The organism is Streptomyces sp. NPDC025833, from assembly GCF_055558055.1.
The window spans coordinates 32,250-50,639 of sequence record NZ_JBVHNF010000015.1 but is presented as its reverse complement, the minus strand read 5'-3'; the positions used below and the strand labels follow the sequence as shown (position 1 = coordinate 50,639).

Annotated in this window: 12 protein-coding genes and 1 pseudogene; 6 read left to right on the top strand and 7 right to left on the bottom strand. The window is 74.9% G+C overall.

Features of this window, described 5'->3' with window-relative positions; translation table 11 throughout:
• Positions 1-50 precede the first annotated feature (50 nt).
• A complete protein-coding gene (locus ACZ4K2_RS26055; RefSeq protein ID WP_467476479.1) occupies positions 51-1,547 on the top strand; it encodes a DNA-binding protein NsdB in 1,497 nt (498 codons plus the stop codon).
• Between the two features lie 85 nt (positions 1,548-1,632).
• Here the strand turns inward: ACZ4K2_RS26055 and ACZ4K2_RS26050 are convergent, their stop codons facing one another.
• Positions 1,633-3,153, bottom strand: a complete 1,521-nt coding sequence (locus tag ACZ4K2_RS26050; RefSeq protein WP_467476481.1) for a PP2C family protein-serine/threonine phosphatase — start codon at positions 3,151-3,153, stop codon at positions 1,633-1,635.
• A 351-nt stretch (positions 3,154-3,504) separates the two neighbouring features.
• On the opposite strand from ACZ4K2_RS26050, the gene ACZ4K2_RS26045 reads away from it, so the two are divergent.
• The gene (locus ACZ4K2_RS26045) at positions 3,505-3,918 is read left to right on the top strand and encodes an SsgA family sporulation/cell division regulator (RefSeq protein ID WP_467476596.1); all 414 of its coding nucleotides are present in this window, start codon (positions 3,505-3,507) and stop codon (positions 3,916-3,918) included.
• Positions 3,919-3,947: 29 nt separating this feature from the next.
• Here the strand turns inward: ACZ4K2_RS26045 and ACZ4K2_RS26040 are convergent.
• A pseudogene (locus ACZ4K2_RS26040) lies at positions 3,948-4,972 on the bottom strand (Gfo/Idh/MocA family protein).
• A 122-nt stretch (positions 4,973-5,094) separates the two neighbouring features.
• The gene (locus ACZ4K2_RS26035; RefSeq protein WP_467476483.1) at positions 5,095-6,189 is read right to left on the bottom strand and encodes a baeRF3 domain-containing protein; all 1,095 of its coding nucleotides are present in this window, start codon (positions 6,187-6,189) and stop codon (positions 5,095-5,097) included.
• Between the two features lie 775 nt (positions 6,190-6,964).
• Here ACZ4K2_RS26035 and asnB point away from each other — a divergent pair.
• Entirely contained in the window at positions 6,965-8,806 is a 1,842-nt protein-coding gene (gene asnB, locus ACZ4K2_RS26030; RefSeq protein ID WP_467476485.1) for an asparagine synthase (glutamine-hydrolyzing), read from the top strand.
• Between the two features lie 22 nt (positions 8,807-8,828).
• On the opposite strand, the gene ACZ4K2_RS26025 is transcribed toward asnB, so the two are convergent.
• Positions 8,829-9,350 carry a DUF4232 domain-containing protein gene (locus tag ACZ4K2_RS26025; RefSeq protein ID WP_467476488.1) on the bottom strand — a complete coding sequence of 174 codons (522 nt, stop codon included), beginning with the start codon at positions 9,348-9,350 and terminating at the stop codon, positions 8,829-8,831.
• A 220-nt stretch (positions 9,351-9,570) separates the two neighbouring features.
• Positions 9,571-11,175: an alpha/beta hydrolase gene (locus ACZ4K2_RS26020; RefSeq protein ID WP_467476490.1), complete on the bottom strand. Its 1,605-nt coding sequence runs from the start codon at positions 11,173-11,175 to the stop codon at positions 9,571-9,573.
• A 277-nt stretch (positions 11,176-11,452) separates the two neighbouring features.
• Between ACZ4K2_RS26020 and ACZ4K2_RS26015 the strand changes: the two genes are divergently transcribed.
• A complete protein-coding gene (locus tag ACZ4K2_RS26015) occupies positions 11,453-12,151 on the top strand; it encodes a chaplin (protein WP_467769973.1) in 699 nt (232 codons plus the stop codon).
• A 623-nt stretch (positions 12,152-12,774) separates the two neighbouring features.
• Entirely contained in the window at positions 12,775-13,629 is an 855-nt protein-coding gene (locus tag ACZ4K2_RS26010) for a GNAT family N-acetyltransferase (protein ID WP_467476497.1), read from the top strand.
• Positions 13,630-13,632: 3 nt separating this feature from the next.
• Here ACZ4K2_RS26010 and ACZ4K2_RS26005 read toward each other — a convergent pair whose 3' ends face one another.
• Entirely contained in the window at positions 13,633-14,124 is a 492-nt protein-coding gene (locus ACZ4K2_RS26005) for a nucleoside deaminase (RefSeq protein ID WP_467476500.1), read from the bottom strand.
• A 318-nt stretch (positions 14,125-14,442) separates the two neighbouring features.
• On the opposite strand from ACZ4K2_RS26005, the gene ACZ4K2_RS26000 reads away from it, so the two are divergent.
• Positions 14,443-15,219 (top strand): GNAT family N-acetyltransferase, encoded by a 777-nt coding sequence (locus tag ACZ4K2_RS26000; RefSeq protein WP_467476502.1) that lies wholly within the window; start codon positions 14,443-14,445, stop codon positions 15,217-15,219.
• 119 nt (positions 15,220-15,338) lie between these two features.
• On the opposite strand, the gene ACZ4K2_RS25995 is transcribed toward ACZ4K2_RS26000, so the two are convergent.
• Positions 15,339-18,056: a glycoside hydrolase family 2 protein gene (locus ACZ4K2_RS25995; protein WP_467476504.1), complete on the bottom strand. Its 2,718-nt coding sequence runs from the start codon at positions 18,054-18,056 to the stop codon at positions 15,339-15,341.
• Positions 18,057-18,390 lie beyond the last annotated feature (334 nt).

Sequence of the window (18,390 nt, the reverse complement as noted above, 5' to 3'; positions counted from 1 at the left end):
CAACCTGCACGGGGCTACTGTCAACTCAGCCGAGAACCTGGGGGCTTGACGTGAGCGGACAACCCAACACCCGCCTTGCGGACCTGTTCGGCCTGGCCGGCTGGTCGAAGGGCGAACTCGCGAGGCTGGTCAACCGGCAGGCGGCGGCCATGGGCCACCCCCAGCTCTCGACCGACACCTCCCGGGTGCGGCGGTGGATCGACATGGGAGAGATCCCGCGCGATCCGGTGCCGCGGGTGCTGGCGGCTCTGTTCACCGAGCGTCTCGGCCGTGTCGTGACCATGGAGGACCTCGGTCTGGTGCGGCACGGGCGTGCGGGGAAACGGCAGGGCGACGGGATCGAGGAACATCCCGACGGCGTGCCGTGGCCGCCCGAGCGGACCGCCGCGGTCCTCACCGAATTCACGGGAATGGACCTCATGCTCAACCGACGCGGCTTGGTGGGCGCGGGTGCCGTGCTCGCCGCGGGATCCACACTCAGCAGCTCCATGCACGACTGGCTGCACACCGACCCGGCCCTGCGGGCCGACGCCCCTGTCCTCGACGACCCCCTGCGCGCCGACCCGGCCGGCTTCGACCGGTACGAGGCCGCCCCCGTCGGATCCCAGGAGATCGAGGAGCTGGAGCGCTCGGTCGAGGTGTTCCGCGCCTGGGACGCCGCCCGTGGCGGCGGCCTGCAGCGCAAGGCGGTCGTGGGCCAGCTCAACGAGGTGGGCGGCATGCTCGCCTACCACCATCCACCCCACCTCCAGCGGCGCCTGTGGGGCGTCGCCGCCAACCTCGCCGTCCTCGCGGGCTGGATGTCGCACGACGTCGGCCTGGAGCCCACGGCGCAGAAGTACTTCGTCATCGCCGCCCACGCCGCGAGAGAGGGCGGTGACCGGCCGCGCGCCGGTGAGGCGCTGTCCCGGGCGGCCCGCCAGATGGTGCACCTCGGCCGGCCGGACGACGCCCTGGACCTGATGAAGCTCGCCCAGTCCGGTTCCGGCGACCGGCTCCAGCCGCGCACCAAGGCGATGTTCCACACCATCGAGGCCTGGGCACAGGCGTCGATGGGCAAGGGCCAGGCGATGCGCCGCACGCTCGGCCGGGCGGAGGACCTCTTCGTCTCCGACCGGCAGGACGTGGAACCGCCGGACTGGATGCAGACCTTCAAGGACGAGGACCTGTACGGCATGCAGGCGCTCGCCTACCGCACGCTGGCGGAGTCCGACCCGGCCGCGGCGGCGCACGCCCAGCACTACGCTCAGAAGGCGCTCGCCCTGCGCGTCGACGGGCGGGAGCGGTCGAAGATCTTCGACCACCTGTCGATGGCCTCGGCCTGCTTCATCGCCGACGATCCCGAACAGGCCGACCGCTACGCCCGGCTGGCGTTGATGTCGATGGGTTCGAACTCCTCGCGCCGTACCTGGGACCGGCTGCGGCAGATGTACCGGCTCACCGCCGAGTACGCCGGGTACCCGAAGATCCACGAGCTGCGGGAGGAGATCATGCTCGCGCTGCCGAGGCCGAGGGGCAAGGGGGGCGGCGACAGCGCGCAGACCTGAGGGGTCCGTGCGCACTCCGGTCGGGCGGGCTCGCCCGGGCATGGCTGCGGAGGGTCCGGACACGTGCTGTTCCGGGCCGGCGGGGTCAGGCGGTTACCTTGGCGACGAGCAGGCACGCGTCGTTCGCGCGCCCCCTCGCGCCCAGCTCCTCGACGACCGTCCGTGCGCAGTCCCGGGCGGTGCTCGACGTGTCGAACCGCGGGGCGAGGCCGAGCAGCAGGTCCACGGCCGCCGTCCGGTCGCGGCCCGCCGGGGGTGTGCCGGTGTGCGGTCCCTCCATGTGCCATCCGCCCGTGTGCGGTTCGTCCATGTGCGGTCCGTCCATGTGCGGTCCGTCCGTGTGGAGTCCGTCAGTGTGCAGCAGGACCAGGTCGCCCGGTCGCAGGGTGACGGCGGACTGTGCGTAGACGGCACCGGAGGAGGCGCCGAGGAGGACGCCGTCCGGGGTGCCCAGTACGTGCCCCGTCCCGTCGCGGTACAGCAGCGGGGCGGGGTGTCCCGCCTGCGCCCAGACGAGGGCGCGGGTGTCGGGCCTGTAGCGGCAGCAGACGGCGCTGCCGAGCGCGGGCTGCACGGCGTTGTCGAGCAACCGGTTGAGCAGGGTGAGCAGTTGACCGGGTTCCTGGCCGGCCATCGCCATGCCGCGTACGGCGCCCAGCAGCATCGCCGTGGCGGTCGCGACGGCCATGCCCTCTCCGGTGAGGTCGCCCACGCTGAGCAGGGTGTGTCCGTCGGCCAGTTCGAGCGCGTCGTACCAGTCCCCGCCGATCGGGGTGGTGCTCGTGGCCGGGAGGCGGTGGGCGGCCAGTTCCAGGGCCGCCGGCCCCTCGTGCGGGAGCCGCAGGGAGCCGTGCCAGGGCGGTAGCACGGCTTCCCGCAGCTCTGCCGCGATCCGGTGCTCGGTCTGTTCCCGCCGGCGGTGGTGGTGCAGCGAGTCACGGGTCTCGCGTACCATCCGCTGGCTGCGGCGCAGTTCGCTGACGTCGCGCAGCACGGCCCACATGGAGATCGTGCCGCCGTCGGCGCCGAGCACCGGTTCGCCCATCATGTGCACGGTCCGCGGCGAGCCGCCGTCCGGCCGCACGACGCGGAACTCGCCGTCGATCGGCTTGGCGTCCACCAGGCAGTCCGTCACCATCGCGGTGAGTCCCGGCCGGTCCTGCTCGAGGACGACGGTGGGCAGTTCGTCCAGGGTGAGGGCGGGGCCGTCCGGGTCTAGGCCCAGGATCCGGTACAGCTCCGAGGACCAGGTGGCCTCGTCCGTCAGCAGGTTCCACTCCGCGCTGCCGACGCGGCTGAGGAGCGAGCCGTCCGCGGCATCCGCCGGTCCGGAGCGGTCGTCCGGTGGCGCGGGCTCGGCCGGGGCGGGCGGCGGGCCGTCCCGTAACTGGGCCAAGTGGGCGTCGATGTCGTCCAGTTGGTGGAGCGCGAGGTCGCACAGGGCGCGCTGCCAGCGTTCCCGGGGGTCCGCGGCGTCGCTCCGCGCGTCCCGCCGCACGGCGTCCACGTCGCCCTTGAGCCGCCGCGTCTGCGTGATCAGCGCCTCGACCGAGCCGCGTCCGGACGGCTGGGCGGCCGGGCGGCCCGCGGAGACTGGGGACGGCATGACGCACTCCGAAACGGGGGGGTGGGTACGGCGGGACCGGCGGGGGACCGTGACGACTCTTGCACAGCCCGCGACGCTCTGTAAGGGATTTGGCAACACACGATACGGTGGTGCTTCGGGCATATGCCAGAGTCTTCCCGGGGTGATCCGGGGGTACGAACGACGTAGCCGGACGTGCCGCCAAGTCGTAGGCGCAGTACACGAGTTGGTGCGTCCGGGCCCGCTCCGCCCGGGCGTTCAGGCGTACGTTCGACGCATGTCTGTGCCATGGTGCGGCGGAGCGGCCGGTACCTGCCCAACTCTGACCGGAATTCGCGGCATGCGAAAGGTGCCCGCGCACTCCTTATGAGCATGGACATCACCATCGAACAACCCACTCTGGCCAGGCTGATCAGTGCCGGGGCCCGGGAGGTCCCGGTGCAGGCGACGCTGCGCTACACCGGGGGCGACCCCCTGGCCGTGTTCCTGGACTTCCCGGCCGAGGCGGCCCTGCACGGCGAGGAGGTCACCTGGACGTTCGCGCGGTCCCTGCTCGACCAGGGACTGCGGGCCCCGGCCGGGCACGGGGACGTGCAGATATGGCCGTACGGACGCACGCGGACGGTACTGGAGTTCCATTCGCCGCAGGGCATGGCGCTGCTGCTGTTCCGCACCGCGACGCTGGGCCGCTTCCTGGTGCGCACGTACGAAGCGGTGCCCTGCGGCCAGGAGGACGTGTCGGCGGTGGTGGAGCGCGGACTGAGCGCCCTGTTCGGCGGGGTGTGAGCGGGCGGGAGCCCGGCGGGGCGCCGGGGTCAGCGGCCGGCCGCGGCGTACAGCCGCGGGCGCGGGGCGAGGTCCACCGTCGTCCGGACGCCGCTCTCCAGCGCGCGGAGGCCCGCCTCGGCGACGGCGGAGGCCGCGTACCCGTCCCAGGCGTCCGGGCCGGTGACCTCGCCCCGCCGGGTCGCGTCGACCCACGCCCGCACCTCCCGGTCGTAGGCGTCGGCGAAGCGGACGAGATGGTCGCGCGCCACCTCCTCGCCGGTCCGGCCCGCCGTGGTGACCACCATGGTGTGCCCGTCGCCGATCCGCGCGCCGCCCCGCTCGCACACGGCCTCGCAGCGCACCTGGTAGCCGAAGCCGCAGTTCACGAAGGACTCCACGTCGACCAGCGCGCCGCCCGCGGTCTCGAACAGCACGAACTGCGGGTCGAGCAGGCCGTCGGGGGCGCCCGCGGACGGCGCGGGGCGCAGCACGGTGACCGCCGTCAGCTCCTGCCCGAGCAGCCGGCGGGCCGTGTCGATCTCGTGCGAGACGGAACTGCTGATCAGCATGGCGCTGGTGAAGTCGCGGGGCGAGGGGACGTTGCGGTGGGTGCGGTGCAGCATCAGGGGCCGGCCCGGACCGCCCCCGTCGAGCAGGGTCTTCAGCCGCCGGTACTCGGCGTCGAAGCGGCGCATGAAGCCGACCTGGACCAGCCGGCGGCCGAGCCGCGCCTCCGCCTCCACGACCCGCAGCGCACCGGCGGGGTCCGGCACCATGGGCTTCTCGCACAGGACGGGCAGGCCCCGGCGGAATGCCGCGAGGAGCGCCTCCTCGTGGGCGGGCCGGGGGAGGCGACCAGGACCGCCGCGACGCCGGGCGCGTCGAGCGCGGCGGGGGGATCGGTGTGCACGAGGACGCCGTCGAGCCCGGCCGCCGCCTCCTTCGCGCGCTCGACGTCGGGGTCGGCCACGGCGGCCACCCGGGCGCCGCTCACCACCTGGCCGAGGCGCCGTATGTGGTCGGCGCCCATGTGCCCGGCACCCAGTACCGCCACACCCAGCTGATCACCCACGGCCGTGCTCCCGCCCGGTGACGATCACGCCGTAGCGTACGCCGCCGGGGGAGGCCGAGCCCCGGGTGCCCGCCTCGGCACCGCGGGCCGGCTCCGGGCCCGGACCCGGAGCCTGGTCACGGTCAGTAGCGCAGCACCCCGGCGATGCCGTCCGCGTCGCCCAGCGCGCCGTCGGGCACGAAGCGCACCTCGGCGCCGGTCTCCAGGCACTGCTCGACGATCTCGTCCACGATGTCGTCGCGGGCGTCCAGGTCGCCGGGGTCGGCCGGTACGAGGTGCTCGCCGAAGTCGCGCACGGTGGCCCGGAAGTTCTCCTCCACCGCCAGCAGCCGCACCCGGCCCTCGCGCGCGTTCTGCCACAGCTCGTCCAGCCCGGCCGCGAAGGTGCGGTGACCGCGCGCCGAGGTCAGCTCCCCGACCACGGCCGTGGTGTCCTTGCGGGACTCGGCCTCCAGCACGGGCCGCAGCGCCTGCCAGACCGCCTCGGGACCGGCGTGGGCGAGTCCGCCGTGCGGGACCTGGACGGCGGTCCTGGCCGCGGTGCCGGCCTCGTCCAGCAGGGACAGCGCGGCCTGTTCACCGGTCACGTACAGGGGCCGGGGATGGTCGCGCAGGACCGTGCTCAGCATGGTGTCCGCCTCGCGCAGGAACTGGCGGGTGCCCTCGTCGCGGAAGGTGCTCGGCTGGTCGCCGACCCGCATCTGGCGCTCCGCGTCGAAGTTCTCCTGTCTGCGCTCCAGCGGGAACCCGCCCGCACGGTCCTCCACCACGCGGTCGTCGCCGCCGCTCCACAGGGTGACCCGGTCCGCGGAGACGGACAGCACCCAGAACGGCCGCTCCGCGGCCTGCGCGGCGACCAGGTTGCGGGTGAGGAAGGTGTCCGACAGGACCACTCGCTCGGGGACGGTCCGGGCCAGGGACCACACCTGGTGCTCACCCGGCGCGGCGAAGATCACCAGGCCGTCCTCGGCGTGCGTCAGGTCCACCTCGGCCAGCGCCCGGTCGAGTTGGGCGGCGACCTCGGTACGCCGCTCGCGGGTGACGGCGGGGTCGGCTTCCAGGCGTCTGCGCGCCTCGGTGACCACGTTGCGCAGCCGGACCGGATCCTGGCCGTTTCCCCGTTCCCGACGGTGCGTCGGGGTCAGTACGGAGACCGCCGGGTAAGGGCGCGGGCGCCGCAGTTCGGCGAGGGTCGCGGGACTCAGTGCGTGCTCCATGACAGAACGATAGGGCGGAATCACCACTACGGCATTCGGGGTAATCCGGACCTCTCGTCCCGGCCGCCGCGCTCCCCTGCCGGACGGTGCTCCGCGCCGCGAGGTGCGGGCTGGTCCGGCCGTATCCGCCCTGGCCGGCAGGAGGGCGCGCCGACCGTCGGGTCCGGCGGGTGCCGGCCCGCGTGCCGGTCGGGCGCGAAGTCCGCGGGCGGCCGGGTGCGAGGGCTGCGGGTCGGCCGAATGGGGGACCGGGGACCGGTCGGCCGGTCGGCCGGTCGTGAGGGCTGGGAGCGTGACGCGGCCGGGGTGCGGGGCGCGGGCCCCGGGGGCCCACGGGCCGGGGCGTCCCGGGTGCGCGCACTCGGGCCGTCGGCCACCTCCCCCAGGCTGGCGTGTGCCTGGCGGGCGGGGCGCTCGCGTGCCGTCGCCGCGTACGCGCCGCGAGGTGGCGGCCGGGCCGGCCCGCGCGCCCGGCGCGTTTCGGATCGCGGTGCCGTGGGACACGGTCCGCTTGGCGAAGTTTTTGCCCGTGACCGGTTCCCGCCGCCGGTGCCGCGGTGGCGGGCCGCTCCACGGCTTTCGCCGAGGCAAAACACGGCCGAAACCGTGGGGCGTACGGCCCTTCCGGGGCACCGCCGCGTTGACTCGGCCGGGTGCCTGGCGGACGCTCGACATATAGGTGCTCGATACAACTGGTTTGCGGCCGGTCGTCCGCCCATCGGGAAACCGCAGGTGGGCGGGGGACCCGTCGGCAGCCGGAGGCGGGAGGCAGCGCATGTGCGGCATCACCGGATGGGTCTCCTTCGACCGCGATCTCTCGGCCGAGACCACCGCCCTGCACGCGATGACCGAGACGATGGCCTGCCGGGGCCCGGACGACCGCGGCACCTGGACCGAGGGCCCCGCGGCCCTCGGCCACCGCCGGCTCGCGATCATCGACCTCCCCGGCGGCCGGCAGCCGATGTCCGTGGCCACCCCCGAGGGCAGCATCGCCCTGGTCTACTCGGGCGAGGCGTACAACTTCACCGAACTGCGCCGGGAACTGACCGACCGCGGTCACCGGTTCACCACCGACTCGGACACCGAGGTCGTGCTGCACGGCTACCTGGAGTGGGGTGACGCGGTCGCCGAGCGGCTCAACGGCATGTACGCGTTCGCCGTCTGGGACGGCCGGCACGGCAAGCTGGTGATGATCCGCGACCGCATGGGCATCAAGCCGTTCTACTACCACCCGACCCCCGACGGCGTCCTGTTCGGTTCCGAACCCAAGGCGATCCTCGCCAACCCCTTGGTCCGGCCCCGCGTCACCCGGGACGGCCTGCGCGAGCTGTTCGTCATGATCAAGACTCCGGGGCACGCCATCTGGGACGGCATGCGCGAGGTGGAGCCCGGCACCGTCGTCACCGTCGACCGCACCGGCCTGTCCAGCCGTGTGTACTGGCGGCTGGAGACCCGCCCGCACACCGACGACCGCGACACCACGATCGCCACCGTGCGCTCGCTCCTCGACGACATCGTGCGCCGCCAGCTCGTCGCCGACGTGCCGCGCTGCACCCTGCTCTCCGGCGGGCTCGACTCCTCCGCGATGACCGCGATCGCCGCCCGCCAACTCGCCGAACAGGGCGAGCGGGTGCGCAGCTTCGCCGTCGACTTCGCCGACCAGGCCGAGCACTTCGTCGCCGACGAGCTGCGCGGCACCCCCGACACGCCCTTCGTGCACGACGTGGCCCGGCTCGCGCACACCGACCACCAGGACATCGTGCTCGACTCCGAAGCGCTCGCCGACCCCGCCGTACGCGACCGGGTTATCCGGGCCCGGGACCTGCCCTCCGGCCTCGGCGACATGGACGCCTCGCTGCTGCTGCTCTTCCGTGCCATCCGGGAGAAGTCGACGGTGGCACTCTCCGGCGAGTCCGCCGACGAGGTGTTCGGCGGCTACCTCCAGTTCTTCGACGAGGAGGCGCGCCGCGCCGACACCTTCCCCTGGCTGACGACCATGGGCCGGCACTTCGGCGAGGACGCCGGCGTGCTGCGCGCCGACGTCGCCAAGTCCCTCGACCTGGCGGGCTACGTCGCCGAGGGGTACCGCGCCGCCGTCGCCGGCATCGAACGGCTGGACGGCGAGAGCGACTTCGAGTTCCGGATGCGGCAGATCAGCCACCTGCACCTGACCCGCTTCGTGCGCATGCTGCTCGACCGCAAGGACCGGATGAGCATGGCCGTCGGCCTGGAGGTCCGGGTGCCGTTCTGCGACCACCGGCTGGTCGAGTACGTCTACAACACGCCCTGGGCCCTGAAGTCCTTCGACGGCCGGGAGAAGAGCCTGCTCAGGGAGGCGACGGCGGACGTCCTGCCGCGGTCGGTGTACGACCGGGTGAAGAGCCCGTACCCGTCCACGCAGGACCCGCGGTACGCCCTTGCCCTTCAGGCGCAGGTCAAGGAGGTGCTCACGCGGCCCGACCACCCCGTCTTCGAACTGGTCGACCGGGACCGGGTCCGGGCGGCCGCCGAACGCGCCGAGCCGGTCAGTACGCAGGCGGCCCGGCGCGACCTGGAACGGACCCTGGACCTGGCCCGGTGGCTGGACCTGTACGCGCCCGAGCTGGCGCTCGGCTGAACCGCCCCGCCCGGCCCGGGTGTCAGCCGAGGCCGGCGGCCCGGTCCGCGGCCGCCGCCGACGGCTGCCACCTGGTGGTCACCGGCTCCCAGACGGACACCTGCCGTCCGGTGCCGAGCTGCCGGGCGGTGAAGGAGCGGCCCCAGTGCGTGGTCGAGGCCGCCACCGTGACCGCGCCGACCCGGCGGGCCTCGGGGTCGGCCGGGTCGGCGATGGTCCGGACGTCGGCGTGGGCGGTGCCGCCCGCCGCCAGCCGGTGGGTGCCCGTGCCCTGCGGTACGGGCAGCGCGGCCCCGTCCAGGTTCCCGAAGGTCACCGTGGGCGCGCGGTCGACGGTACAGGCGTGGGCGCCGCGGTTGGTGACGGAGACCCGCAGCACCGTGGGGTCGCCGGCCGCGGCTTTCGCCCGCATCGTGAGCGCCTGCTCGGCGCAGCGGGCGGTGCGGGCCTGGCCGGTGGCGGCCTGCCCCTGCGACGCGGTCAGCAGCAGGGCCGCCGCGGCGGCCGAGGCGGTGGGTACGGCGATGGCGGCGCGGAAACGCATGAGGGTGTCCCCCTGTCGAGGTCGCGTACGGTTACGGCTGCGTCGGGGCGCCTGCCCGATGCGACGGGCGGCACGCCTGGGAGGTTGCCCTGTTTCGCGGCTGTCATCCGGTTCGCGCCACTTGGATCACCGGTGCGCGGCGCGGTGCACGCCGCGGGGCGGCCGGCCGGCGGGACCGCGGCACCGGTCCGCGCCGTGGGGCGGAAACGCGGCGGGACGGTCATCCGGCGCCGTCCGGGGCGAGGCCCGCACGGTCCGTGTCCGCCGGGCAGGAGCTGCCGTTCGGCGGCAGCGAGCCGTAGAGCAGGAAGTCGTCGACCTTGCGGTGCACGCACCTGGACGAGGTGTAACCGGTGTGGCCCTCACCCCTGTTGTCGAGCACCACCGCCGACGGGCCGAGCCGGGCGGCGGTCTCGACGGTCCACCGGTAGGGGGTCGCCGGGTCGCCGCGCGTGCCCACGAGGAGCATCTTCGCCGAGTGCACGTCCTTCACCCGGTCGCGGATGAAGTCGGTGCCCCGGGGCCGGCCGTAGCAACTCGGCAACTGGGTGAGCCGGTAGCGGCCGAAGACCGGTGACGCCCGGTCGTACGCGGCCCGCAGGTCCTTCAGGTCCCCGGACAGCCGTGCCGCGTCGGGCCGGTCCGGGTCGTCCGCGCAGTTGATCGCCATCAGGGCGGCCGGCAGGTTGTCCGACGGGACGTCCTCGGCGTCGACCAGCCCGCCGTCCGTCCGGTGCCGGCCGCGGGGCAGACCGACGCCGCCCGTGGCGAAGGCCAGGGCGCGCCGGGCGTCACCGTCCTCGACGAGCGAGCCGAGCGCGCGTGCCAGCGAGGGCCACAGCTCCCTGCCGTACAGGGCCTGCCCGATCGCGCCCACCAGGTCCTGACCGGTGAACGAGCCGCCGAGGCCTGTGGGCAGCGGGTGCTCGTCGAGCGCGCGCACCAGCCGTACGACCTCGTCCCCGGCCGCGCGCCGGTCCTGCCCGAACGGGCAGCCGAGGTCGGTCGTACACCAGTCCAGGAAGTCGTCCAGCGCCGCCTGCTGCCCCTCGGCGCCCGCCAGCCCCTGCTCGGCCGTGGACTCGGTCAGGGTGTCCACGCCGTCGAGGACGACCCGCCCGACCTTGCCCGGGAACTGCGCCGCGTACACCGCCCCGAGCCGGGTGCCGTAGGAGAAGCCCAGGTAGTTCAGCTTGTCGTCGCCGAGCGCCTGGCGGATGACGTCCATGTCGCGGGAGGCGTTGACGGTGCCGATGTGGGGCAGCACCGGGCCGGAGTGGCGGGCGCACTGGTCCGCGGCCCGGCGGAACTGCCGGAGCAGTTCCTGCGGGTGGCCGAGGTCGGCGTGCGCCTGTGTGCCCGTGGCCCCGGCGTCGTCGCCCTCACCGCAGGTCACGGGGGAGGAGCGGCCGACGCCGCGCGGGTCGAAGGTGACCACGTCGTAGCTTTTGGTCAGGTCCATGAAGCGTCTGCCCTCGGCGGCCAGCCCGGGTATGCCGGCGCCGCCCGGGCCGCCGAAGTTCAGCAGGACCGAACCCCGGGACGGGCCGGTGGCACGGTAGCGGGCCAGTGCGAGGTCGAGGGTGCCCGCGCCCGGCCGCGCGTAGTCGAGCGGGACGGTGACCTTCGCGCACTGGAGGTCCTCCGGCATGTCCGGCCCCGCGCAGGCACCCCAGACCGGCTGCTGCCGGTAGAAGCGGGACAGCTCCGGCTGCGGCCGGTCGGCGGCGGCTGCGGGCAGCCCGGCGCCGAGCAGGGCCAGGGCCAGGGCCGACACACCCGCGCAGCGCCGCACGGCGGACCGCGTGGACAGCATGGTCAGCATCGATCGCCTCCCGGGACGCCCGCCGTGGACCGGGGACGGCGCCCTCGGCTCACCATAAGCGGCCTCCGGACGGCCCGCCCGCGGGCGAGCGGCCCGGCACCGCCTGCCGTACCATCCGCCGCCGGAACCATGGTGATCATCCGACGACTTCACAGTCAGTTCGACCCCGATGCGCTCGATGGGGTGAAGGCCCGACAGGCCATAACTCTCACGGTTCGCCCGCGTTCTACGTGTGGCGGGCACATGCTCGCGACGAAGTGAGGAAGGCAGGGAACCTATGAGACGGGCTACCCGAAACGGTGTGATCGCCGTCGCCGCGGCGTCCGGCGCGATGGTCGTGGCGCTCCCGGTGTCCGCCGCCTTCGCGGCCGACGGGGCCGGTGCCGAGGGAGTGGCGGCCGGCTCGCCCGGAGTGGCCTCCGGCAACACCGTCCAGGTCCCGGTGCACGTGCCGGTGAACGTCTGCGGCAACACCGTGGACGTCGTCGGACTGCTCAACCCGGCCATGGGCAACGCCTGCGCCAACACCGGCGGGGCCGGGGCGGAGGCCGCGGCGCAGAACGGCGGACCGTCCGCGCAGAGCGGCGCCCACGCCCACGGCAGCGCGGTGGGCTCGCCCGGGGTGCTCTCGGGCAACACCGTCCAGGCCCCGGTGCACGTGCCGGTGAACGTCACCGGGAACAGCGTCAACGTGGTGGGCGTCGGAAACCCGGTCTTCGGCAACCAGTCGGTCAACGGGCCGCGGGACCACCCGCGCGTGCCGCCGCGCACCCCGGTGACGGAGCCCCGCGCCCCGAAGCCCCCGGAGCACCCCCGTTCCCACCCGCGACCCCGGCCCCAAGCCGTACACCCGGCCACGGCGACACTCGCCCACACCGGGGCCGGCCTCACGGCCCCCGCCCTCGCCGGCAGCGCGGCGCTGCTGCTCACGGGCGCGGTGCTGTACCGCCGCGTCCGCCCGGGCCGCACCTACTGACCCGGCCCCGCCCGGCCCCACCGGACCGTCACCCGGAGGGGCCGGGCCACCGGGCGGGGATGCCATTCCACGGGGGTCGTCACTCCGTCGTCCCGGCGGTCCCGTCGGCACGATTCCCGCCTGGCGCATCGTCCGGCACGACGGCCCCACCGGCGACCCCCGCCCGGCGCATCGCCCGGCCTGCCGGCGCCCGGCCGACCCGCCGTACGACGGACCGGCGCCGACACCTCGTACCCCGCGCAGGCGCCGAGCGGGTGCACAGCCACCGGCCCGGCCAGGAGAACCTCCCGGACTGGGCCACGGGCGCCGGGGAGATGGCCCGCGCAGGATTCTCCGGCGTGGAGGACTGCCTGCCGCCTCCTTGCGGCCACCCCCGTCGCGAGCCGCCCGCCTGGCCACGCACGCCCGTTCCGGCGGCGGAACCGTGTGTGCGGGGCGGGCGGTCGGTCGGCACGAAGGTGTGCTGAACTCACCTGGCCGGGAACGGACTTCGCGGTACTCCTGCGGCCTTACGGGCTTCGCACGGCCCCCGTCGATCCGCGAGGATGCCGCAGGGGCCGTGCGACGGCACGACGGCACGACGGCACGACCCCGAGTGAAGCCGACGGAAACGGAGCGCACCGATGACCCCTGCTGCCCCCCACGACCTGGTCGTCACCCGGGCCACCCTCGCCGACTGGCCGGTGATCAGCGGATGGGCGGCGGCGGAGGGCTGGAACCCCGGGCTGTCCGACGGGCCCGCGTTCTTCGCCGAGGACCCCGACGGGTTCTTCCTCGGCCGGATCGGCGGAGAACCCGTCTCGGCCGTCTCGGTCGTCAACCACGGCTCCCACTTCGCCTTCCTGGGCTGCTACCTCGTCCGCCCCGACCTGCGCGGCCACGGGCACGGCCTCACCACCTGGAAGGCCGGCCTGGCCCACGCCGGGAGCCGGACCGTCGGCCTGGACGGCGTCGTCGCCCAGCAGGACAACTACCGCCAGTCCGGCTTCCGGCTCGCCCACCGCACCGTCCGGTTCACCGGCGCCGCCCCCGCGACCGGGAAACCCGCCGGTGTCCGGCCGGCCGGGCCCGCCGATCTGACCGCGCTCACCGCCTACGACAGCGCCTGCCACCCCGCCGACCGCCCCCGGTTCCTCGCCGAGTGGCTCACCGGACCCGGCCACCGCGCCGTCGTCCGCGAGGACGGCGGGCGCGTGACCGGCTACGGCGTGATCCGCCCCGGACACGACACCCTGCGCATCGGCCCCCTCTTCGCGGACACCGCCGAGGACGCCCGGGCCCTCTTCGCCGCGCTCACCGCCGACGTGGCCGGCCGCGAGATCGCGATCGACGTGCCCGAGCCGAACGAGGCCGCGACCGCCATCGCCGAGGCGGCGGGCCTGCGGCCCTCGTTCGAGACCGCCCGCATGTACACCGGCCCGGTGCGCGCGTACGCCCGGGAACGGGTCTTCGGCGTCACCACGCTGGAGCTCGGCTGACGCTCAGGCCCGGTCGGCACGCCCCGCGTAGCAGCGGCGGAACAGTTCCCGCACCTCGTCCGCAAGGTCCGGTACCGGTCCGGCCACGGCCACACCCGGGGCGACCTCCCGTACGGGCAGCGTGCGCACGGGCGGGGCGGGCACGCCCCACTCGGCCAGCCAGCCGGTGAGCTGCTCCGAGGAGGCGGCGTACGCGATCCGGCCGAGCCCCACCCAGGCGTGCGCCGCCGCGCACATCGGGCAGTGCTCGCCGGAGGTGTAGACGGTGGCCGCCGCCCGCTCCTCGGGTGTGAGGTGCCCGGCCGACCAGCGGGCCAGCTCGAACTCGGGGTGCCGGGTGTGGTCCCCGTCCGCCACCCGGTTCCGGTCCTCCGCCAGCACCGTGCCGTCCCCCGAGACGAGCACGGACCCGAAGGGCTCGTCCCCGGCGTCCAGTGCCTCCTGCGCCAGTTCCACACAGCGCCGCAGATACCGCAGCTCGTCGTCCCGTACCATCGGTCCACCTCCGCGCTTCATGATCTCCGGCCGGGCAGGTTACGGCCACCGGGCCCCACTCGGCCAGCGGATTTGCCCCTGAGGCAACGGCGTGCCGCCGGCCCGGGTCCAGGGGGGTCGCGGCCCGCCGGGCTGCCGCGGCGCTGACCGCTCCCGGACCCGCACCGCCGCTCGTCCGGCAACCGCGGCCGGCATCCGCGACCGCCGTGACCCGAGGGGTGCCGACGCCGCCGCCCGGACCGCCTGGCCCCGGCCGGCCCCACCGGACGCGGCCGTAATCCCCTTGGCCCGCGTGGCCGGCCGTGCTGGAGTGGAGCCATGGATCACGCGACCGTCCTCGCCCTGTACGACCGCGAGATGCGCGAAGGCGCCCGCCCCGACGGCCCCGGCGCCCGGGTCGAGCGGGCCGGTGCCGTGGTGCGCCAGGTCGCGGACCCACCGGGCTGGAACGGGGTGCTCTGGTCCGCCCTGGACGCGCGGGACGCGGACCGGGCGATCAAGGAGCAGATCGCCCACTTCACGGGCCTGGGGCGGGAGTTCGAGTGGAAGCTCCACTCCCACGACGAGCCGGGGGACCTCGGCGCCCGGCTGCGCGCCGCCGGTTTCCGGGCCGAGCCGCCGGAGACGCTGATGGTCGCGGAGGCGGCCGGCATCGCGTCCGGCACCGGGCCCCCGCCCGGCGTCCGCCTCGTCCAGGCGGCCGACCCGGCCGGTGTCGACCTCGCCGTGGGCGTGCACGAGACGGTCTTCGGCACCGACGGCACCGCGCTGCGGCACCGGCTGCTCGCCCGCCTGGCGGACGCCCCCGGCACGGTCGTCGCCGTCGTAGCGCTCGCCGGCACCGAACCGGTCGGTGCCGCCCGCGTCGAACTGGTGCCCGGCACCCCGTTCGCCGGGCTGTGGGGCGGCGGCATCGTGCCCGCCTGGCGGGGCCGGGGTGTCTACCGGGCCCTGGTCGCCCATCGCGCCCGGGTCGCCGCCGCCCACGGCCACCGCTACCTCCAGGTGGACGCGCTGCCCACGAGCCGTCCCGTCCTGGAGCGCCTCGGCTTCCACGCGCTCGGCACCACGACGCCCTACCTGTACGGGAACTGACACACGGCGGGAACCGGCGGCCGCGGACCGGGGCGGCGACTCGACGACACGGTGCCCGACGTCGGCCGAACCCCGAGGGGGCGGGCCGCACCGGCCCGCCCCCGCAGCCGTACGGCGGGTCAGGCCGCCGGCACCGTCCGCTCCGGTGTGTTCCAGCCGGAGACCCGCACCCCCGGCGCCCCGCCGTGCAGGTCGGCCGTCCGCCAGGTCGCCGTCAGCGTCACCGACTCGCCCGACCACAGGCTCACCTCGTTGTCCGACCAGCGCACCGGCAGCACGGGCCTGCCGTGGGTGTCCACGAGGTGGACGTCGGTGAGCAGCGCCGGGGTCCTGCCGCGGCCGGCGTGCCGCAGGGTCACCGTCGTCGTGGAGGTGCCGCCCGACGAGCGGGTGACGGCGGCCGCCGACACCGGGGTCCGGGCCATCGAGGCGAGACCCGTGAGGTCGGCGTACCCGGTCGTCGGCGTGTAGTACCAGGTGGTGCCGTTCCAGTCGAGGGTGTCGGGGACGGTGGAGAGCCAGTACACGTTCCGGCTCACCTCCCGGCCGTCCGCGTCCGTCAGCACCAGCCGGAGCAGGTGGGTGCGCGCCGGCCCGGCCACCGAGGACGGCAGGGTGAGCGCCGGGCCGTGGGCGCCGCCGCCCGCGACCGTCATGCCCGTGACGGTCCGGTCGTACCGCCGCGTGCCGTCGGGGTCGAACAGCGTGGCCCGTGCGGTCAGGCCCCGCGCGGGGCCTGACCGGTTGTTCACCACGACGACCGAGCGGTCGTCGTAGGAGTACTGGACGTGCAGCGGCTCGTTGGCCTTCTTGGCGCCGAAGTAGGCGCCGTTCTGGTCCAGGTAGCGGTCCGTGAGCTGCCAGTGCAGGGAGGTCCAGCCGCTGTTGAACATCCAGTGGACCACCCCGGTGGCGGGCCGGTCCCGGTCGGTGGCGTTGCGGCCGTACGCCTCGAACTGGGCGCGCACGTTCTCGTACTGGGCGAGCTGCGCCTTGCGCACGTAGTCGGTGAGGCCCGTCGGGGGACCGTAGCGTGCGGCGAGGGCCCGGTCGTAGATCCGCAGCGTGCCGAAGGTGGCGGACGGCGAGCGGTGGTACTGCCGCGCGTCCGGGTCCTTCCAGAGGGTGTCCAGCTCGGCCGGGGTCATCATGCGGCGCAGCGTGTCGAGGGTGGGGATGCTCGGACCCGCGCTGGTCTCGGAGTTGAAGCCGGTGGCGCCGCCCTCGCGCTTGGCGTACCAGTAGCCGGGCGGCACCCAGTCGTAGGGGCCGGTCATCTTCATGCCGGAGGCGCCGAGCCGCGGCGAGGAGGCGTCGGACGCGGCGGGGAGCACGGGGGCGGGCCAGTCGGCGGCGTCAAGGGCGTCCAGGTAGCCCTTCTCGATCGCCGCGTCGGGGGCGGCGTCGCTGCCGATCAGGAAGGACAGCACGCTCGGGTGGTCGCGCAGCCGGGCGGCCTCGGCGGCCATGGACGCGCGCGCCACGGCGTGGTCGGCGGCGTCCCACTTCTTCCCGGAGCCGCTGGGGTTGACCTCGCCCTCCCACTTGTCGCAGCACTCCCAGCCCGGCATCGTGAGCACGCCGTACCGGTCGGCCAGGTCGAAGAACTCGTCCGGCTCCAGGTGGCCCTCCAGGCGGAGGGTGTTCAGGCCCAGGTCGGCGGCGTACCGCAGGCGGTCCTCGGCGTAGCCGCGGTCCCAGCGCAGGAACTCGTCGGGTGACCAGCCGCCGCCCTTGACCAGCAGCGGGCGGCCGTTGACCTGGTACCGGCGGGCGCCGTCGGAGTTCAGCGGGGCCCGGACGTCGCGGATGCCGAACGTCCGGTGCGCGGTGTCCGAGGTGGCGCCGGCGACCGTGGCGGTGAGGTCGAGGCCGTACAGCGGCTGTCCGCCCATCCCGGCCGGCCACCACACCTTCGGCCCGGTGAGCCGCAGGCCGGGGGTGCCGGCGGGGGAGAAGGCGACGGTCCTCGTCTCGTGGGCGGCCAGCGGCACGGTCGTGCGGAACCGTGTCGCGCCGATGCCGCCGCCGACGGTCGCCGTGACCGGCTTGCCCGTGTCGTTGCGGACCCGGGCCTTCACGGTCAGGTCCGCCGTGGCGAGCGAGGGCACGGCCAGCGCGGTCACCACGTGCGCGTCGTGCAGCGAGACCGGACCGGACCGGCGGACCACCACGTCGCGGACGAGGCCCATGTTCCGGTCGGGCGGCGGCTGGAGCCAGTCGAGCCAGCCCATCGTGAGGTCCCGGTCCGGGTCGTTGGGGTGGATCCGGAAGGCCACGGTGTTCCTGCCCGGCCGGACCAGGGAGGTGATGTCCAGCTCGTGGCGGGTGTATGCGCCCCTGACGTCCGCGGCGGACGCGACCCGCCGCCCGTCGACGTAGACGTCCGCCGCCGACACCACACCGCTGAAGTCGAGGAAGGTGCGCCGGGCGGTGTCCTCCACGGTGAAGTCCGAGCGGTACCACCAGGGCACCTCGAAGTCCTTCCGCGGGATCCGCAGCAGGTTCGTGGAGTGGAACGGGTCGGCGTGGACGCCGTCGGCGAGCAGCGCGGCGAGGACCGTGGACCGCGGGCCCGCCGGGTGCCAGCCGGCCGTCGGGTAGCCGGGGGAGGAGACCGCCGCCGCGGAGTCGCCCACCTCGGCCGTGGAGCGGACGGCGAAGCCGGCCAGCGGGGTGCGCGCGCCCGGGGTGCCGGGGACGCGGGTGGCCTCGGTGACCCCGTCCGGCGCGGCCGGCCGCCGTTCCCCGGTCCAGGCGCCGGAGGTCAGCGTGATGATCAGGCCGAGGACGAGGGCCGTGGTGGTGTACCGGCGGGCGAGGGGGCGAGGGAACACGGGGTCTCCAGCCGCGATACGTTAGGAAACCTTACCAATTCGGTCACGCTAGAGACCGCCGTATGCGGTGTCAACGACCGTGGCCGGGCCGACCTGTCGGTCCGTCAGATTGCGGCCGTCCGGCGCTCGAACACGAGGTCGCGGGCCGTGTCCGGCACGGTGGCCACCGCGCCCGGCGGGACGGCGTCCTCGCCCAGTCGGCCCGGCGCTGTCCGGGGGGCGCGGCGAGGCCGGTGCGCGCACGTGCTCGCGCACCGGCCGCGGCGGCGGGCCGACGCCCTGCCCGGCCCCGCCGCCGAGCACCACGAGGTCCGTGCCGGCCTCGCGCACCGGA

Excerpts from the sequence above, each read along its gene's own strand:
- ACZ4K2_RS26050 (WP_467476481.1), bottom strand. The coding sequence starts at position 3,153 with ATGCCGTCCCCAGTCTCCGCGGGCCGCCCGGCCGCCCAGCCGTCCGGA.
- ACZ4K2_RS26045 (WP_467476596.1), top strand. The coding sequence starts at position 3,505 with ATGGACATCACCATCGAACAACCCACTCTGGCCAGGCTGATCAGTGCC.
- ACZ4K2_RS26035 (WP_467476483.1), bottom strand. The coding sequence starts at position 6,189 with ATGGAGCACGCACTGAGTCCCGCGACCCTCGCCGAACTGCGGCGCCCG.
- asnB (WP_467476485.1), top strand. The coding sequence starts at position 6,965 with ATGTGCGGCATCACCGGATGGGTCTCCTTCGACCGCGATCTCTCGGCC.
- ACZ4K2_RS26025 (WP_467476488.1), bottom strand. The coding sequence starts at position 9,350 with ATGCGTTTCCGCGCCGCCATCGCCGTACCCACCGCCTCGGCCGCCGCG.
- ACZ4K2_RS26020 (WP_467476490.1), bottom strand. The coding sequence starts at position 11,175 with ATGCTGACCATGCTGTCCACGCGGTCCGCCGTGCGGCGCTGCGCGGGT.
- ACZ4K2_RS26015 (WP_467769973.1), top strand. The coding sequence starts at position 11,453 with ATGAGACGGGCTACCCGAAACGGTGTGATCGCCGTCGCCGCGGCGTCC.
- ACZ4K2_RS26010 (WP_467476497.1), top strand. The coding sequence starts at position 12,775 with ATGACCCCTGCTGCCCCCCACGACCTGGTCGTCACCCGGGCCACCCTC.
- ACZ4K2_RS26005 (WP_467476500.1), bottom strand. The coding sequence starts at position 14,124 with ATGGTACGGGACGACGAGCTGCGGTATCTGCGGCGCTGTGTGGAACTG.
- ACZ4K2_RS26000 (WP_467476502.1), top strand. The coding sequence starts at position 14,443 with ATGGATCACGCGACCGTCCTCGCCCTGTACGACCGCGAGATGCGCGAA.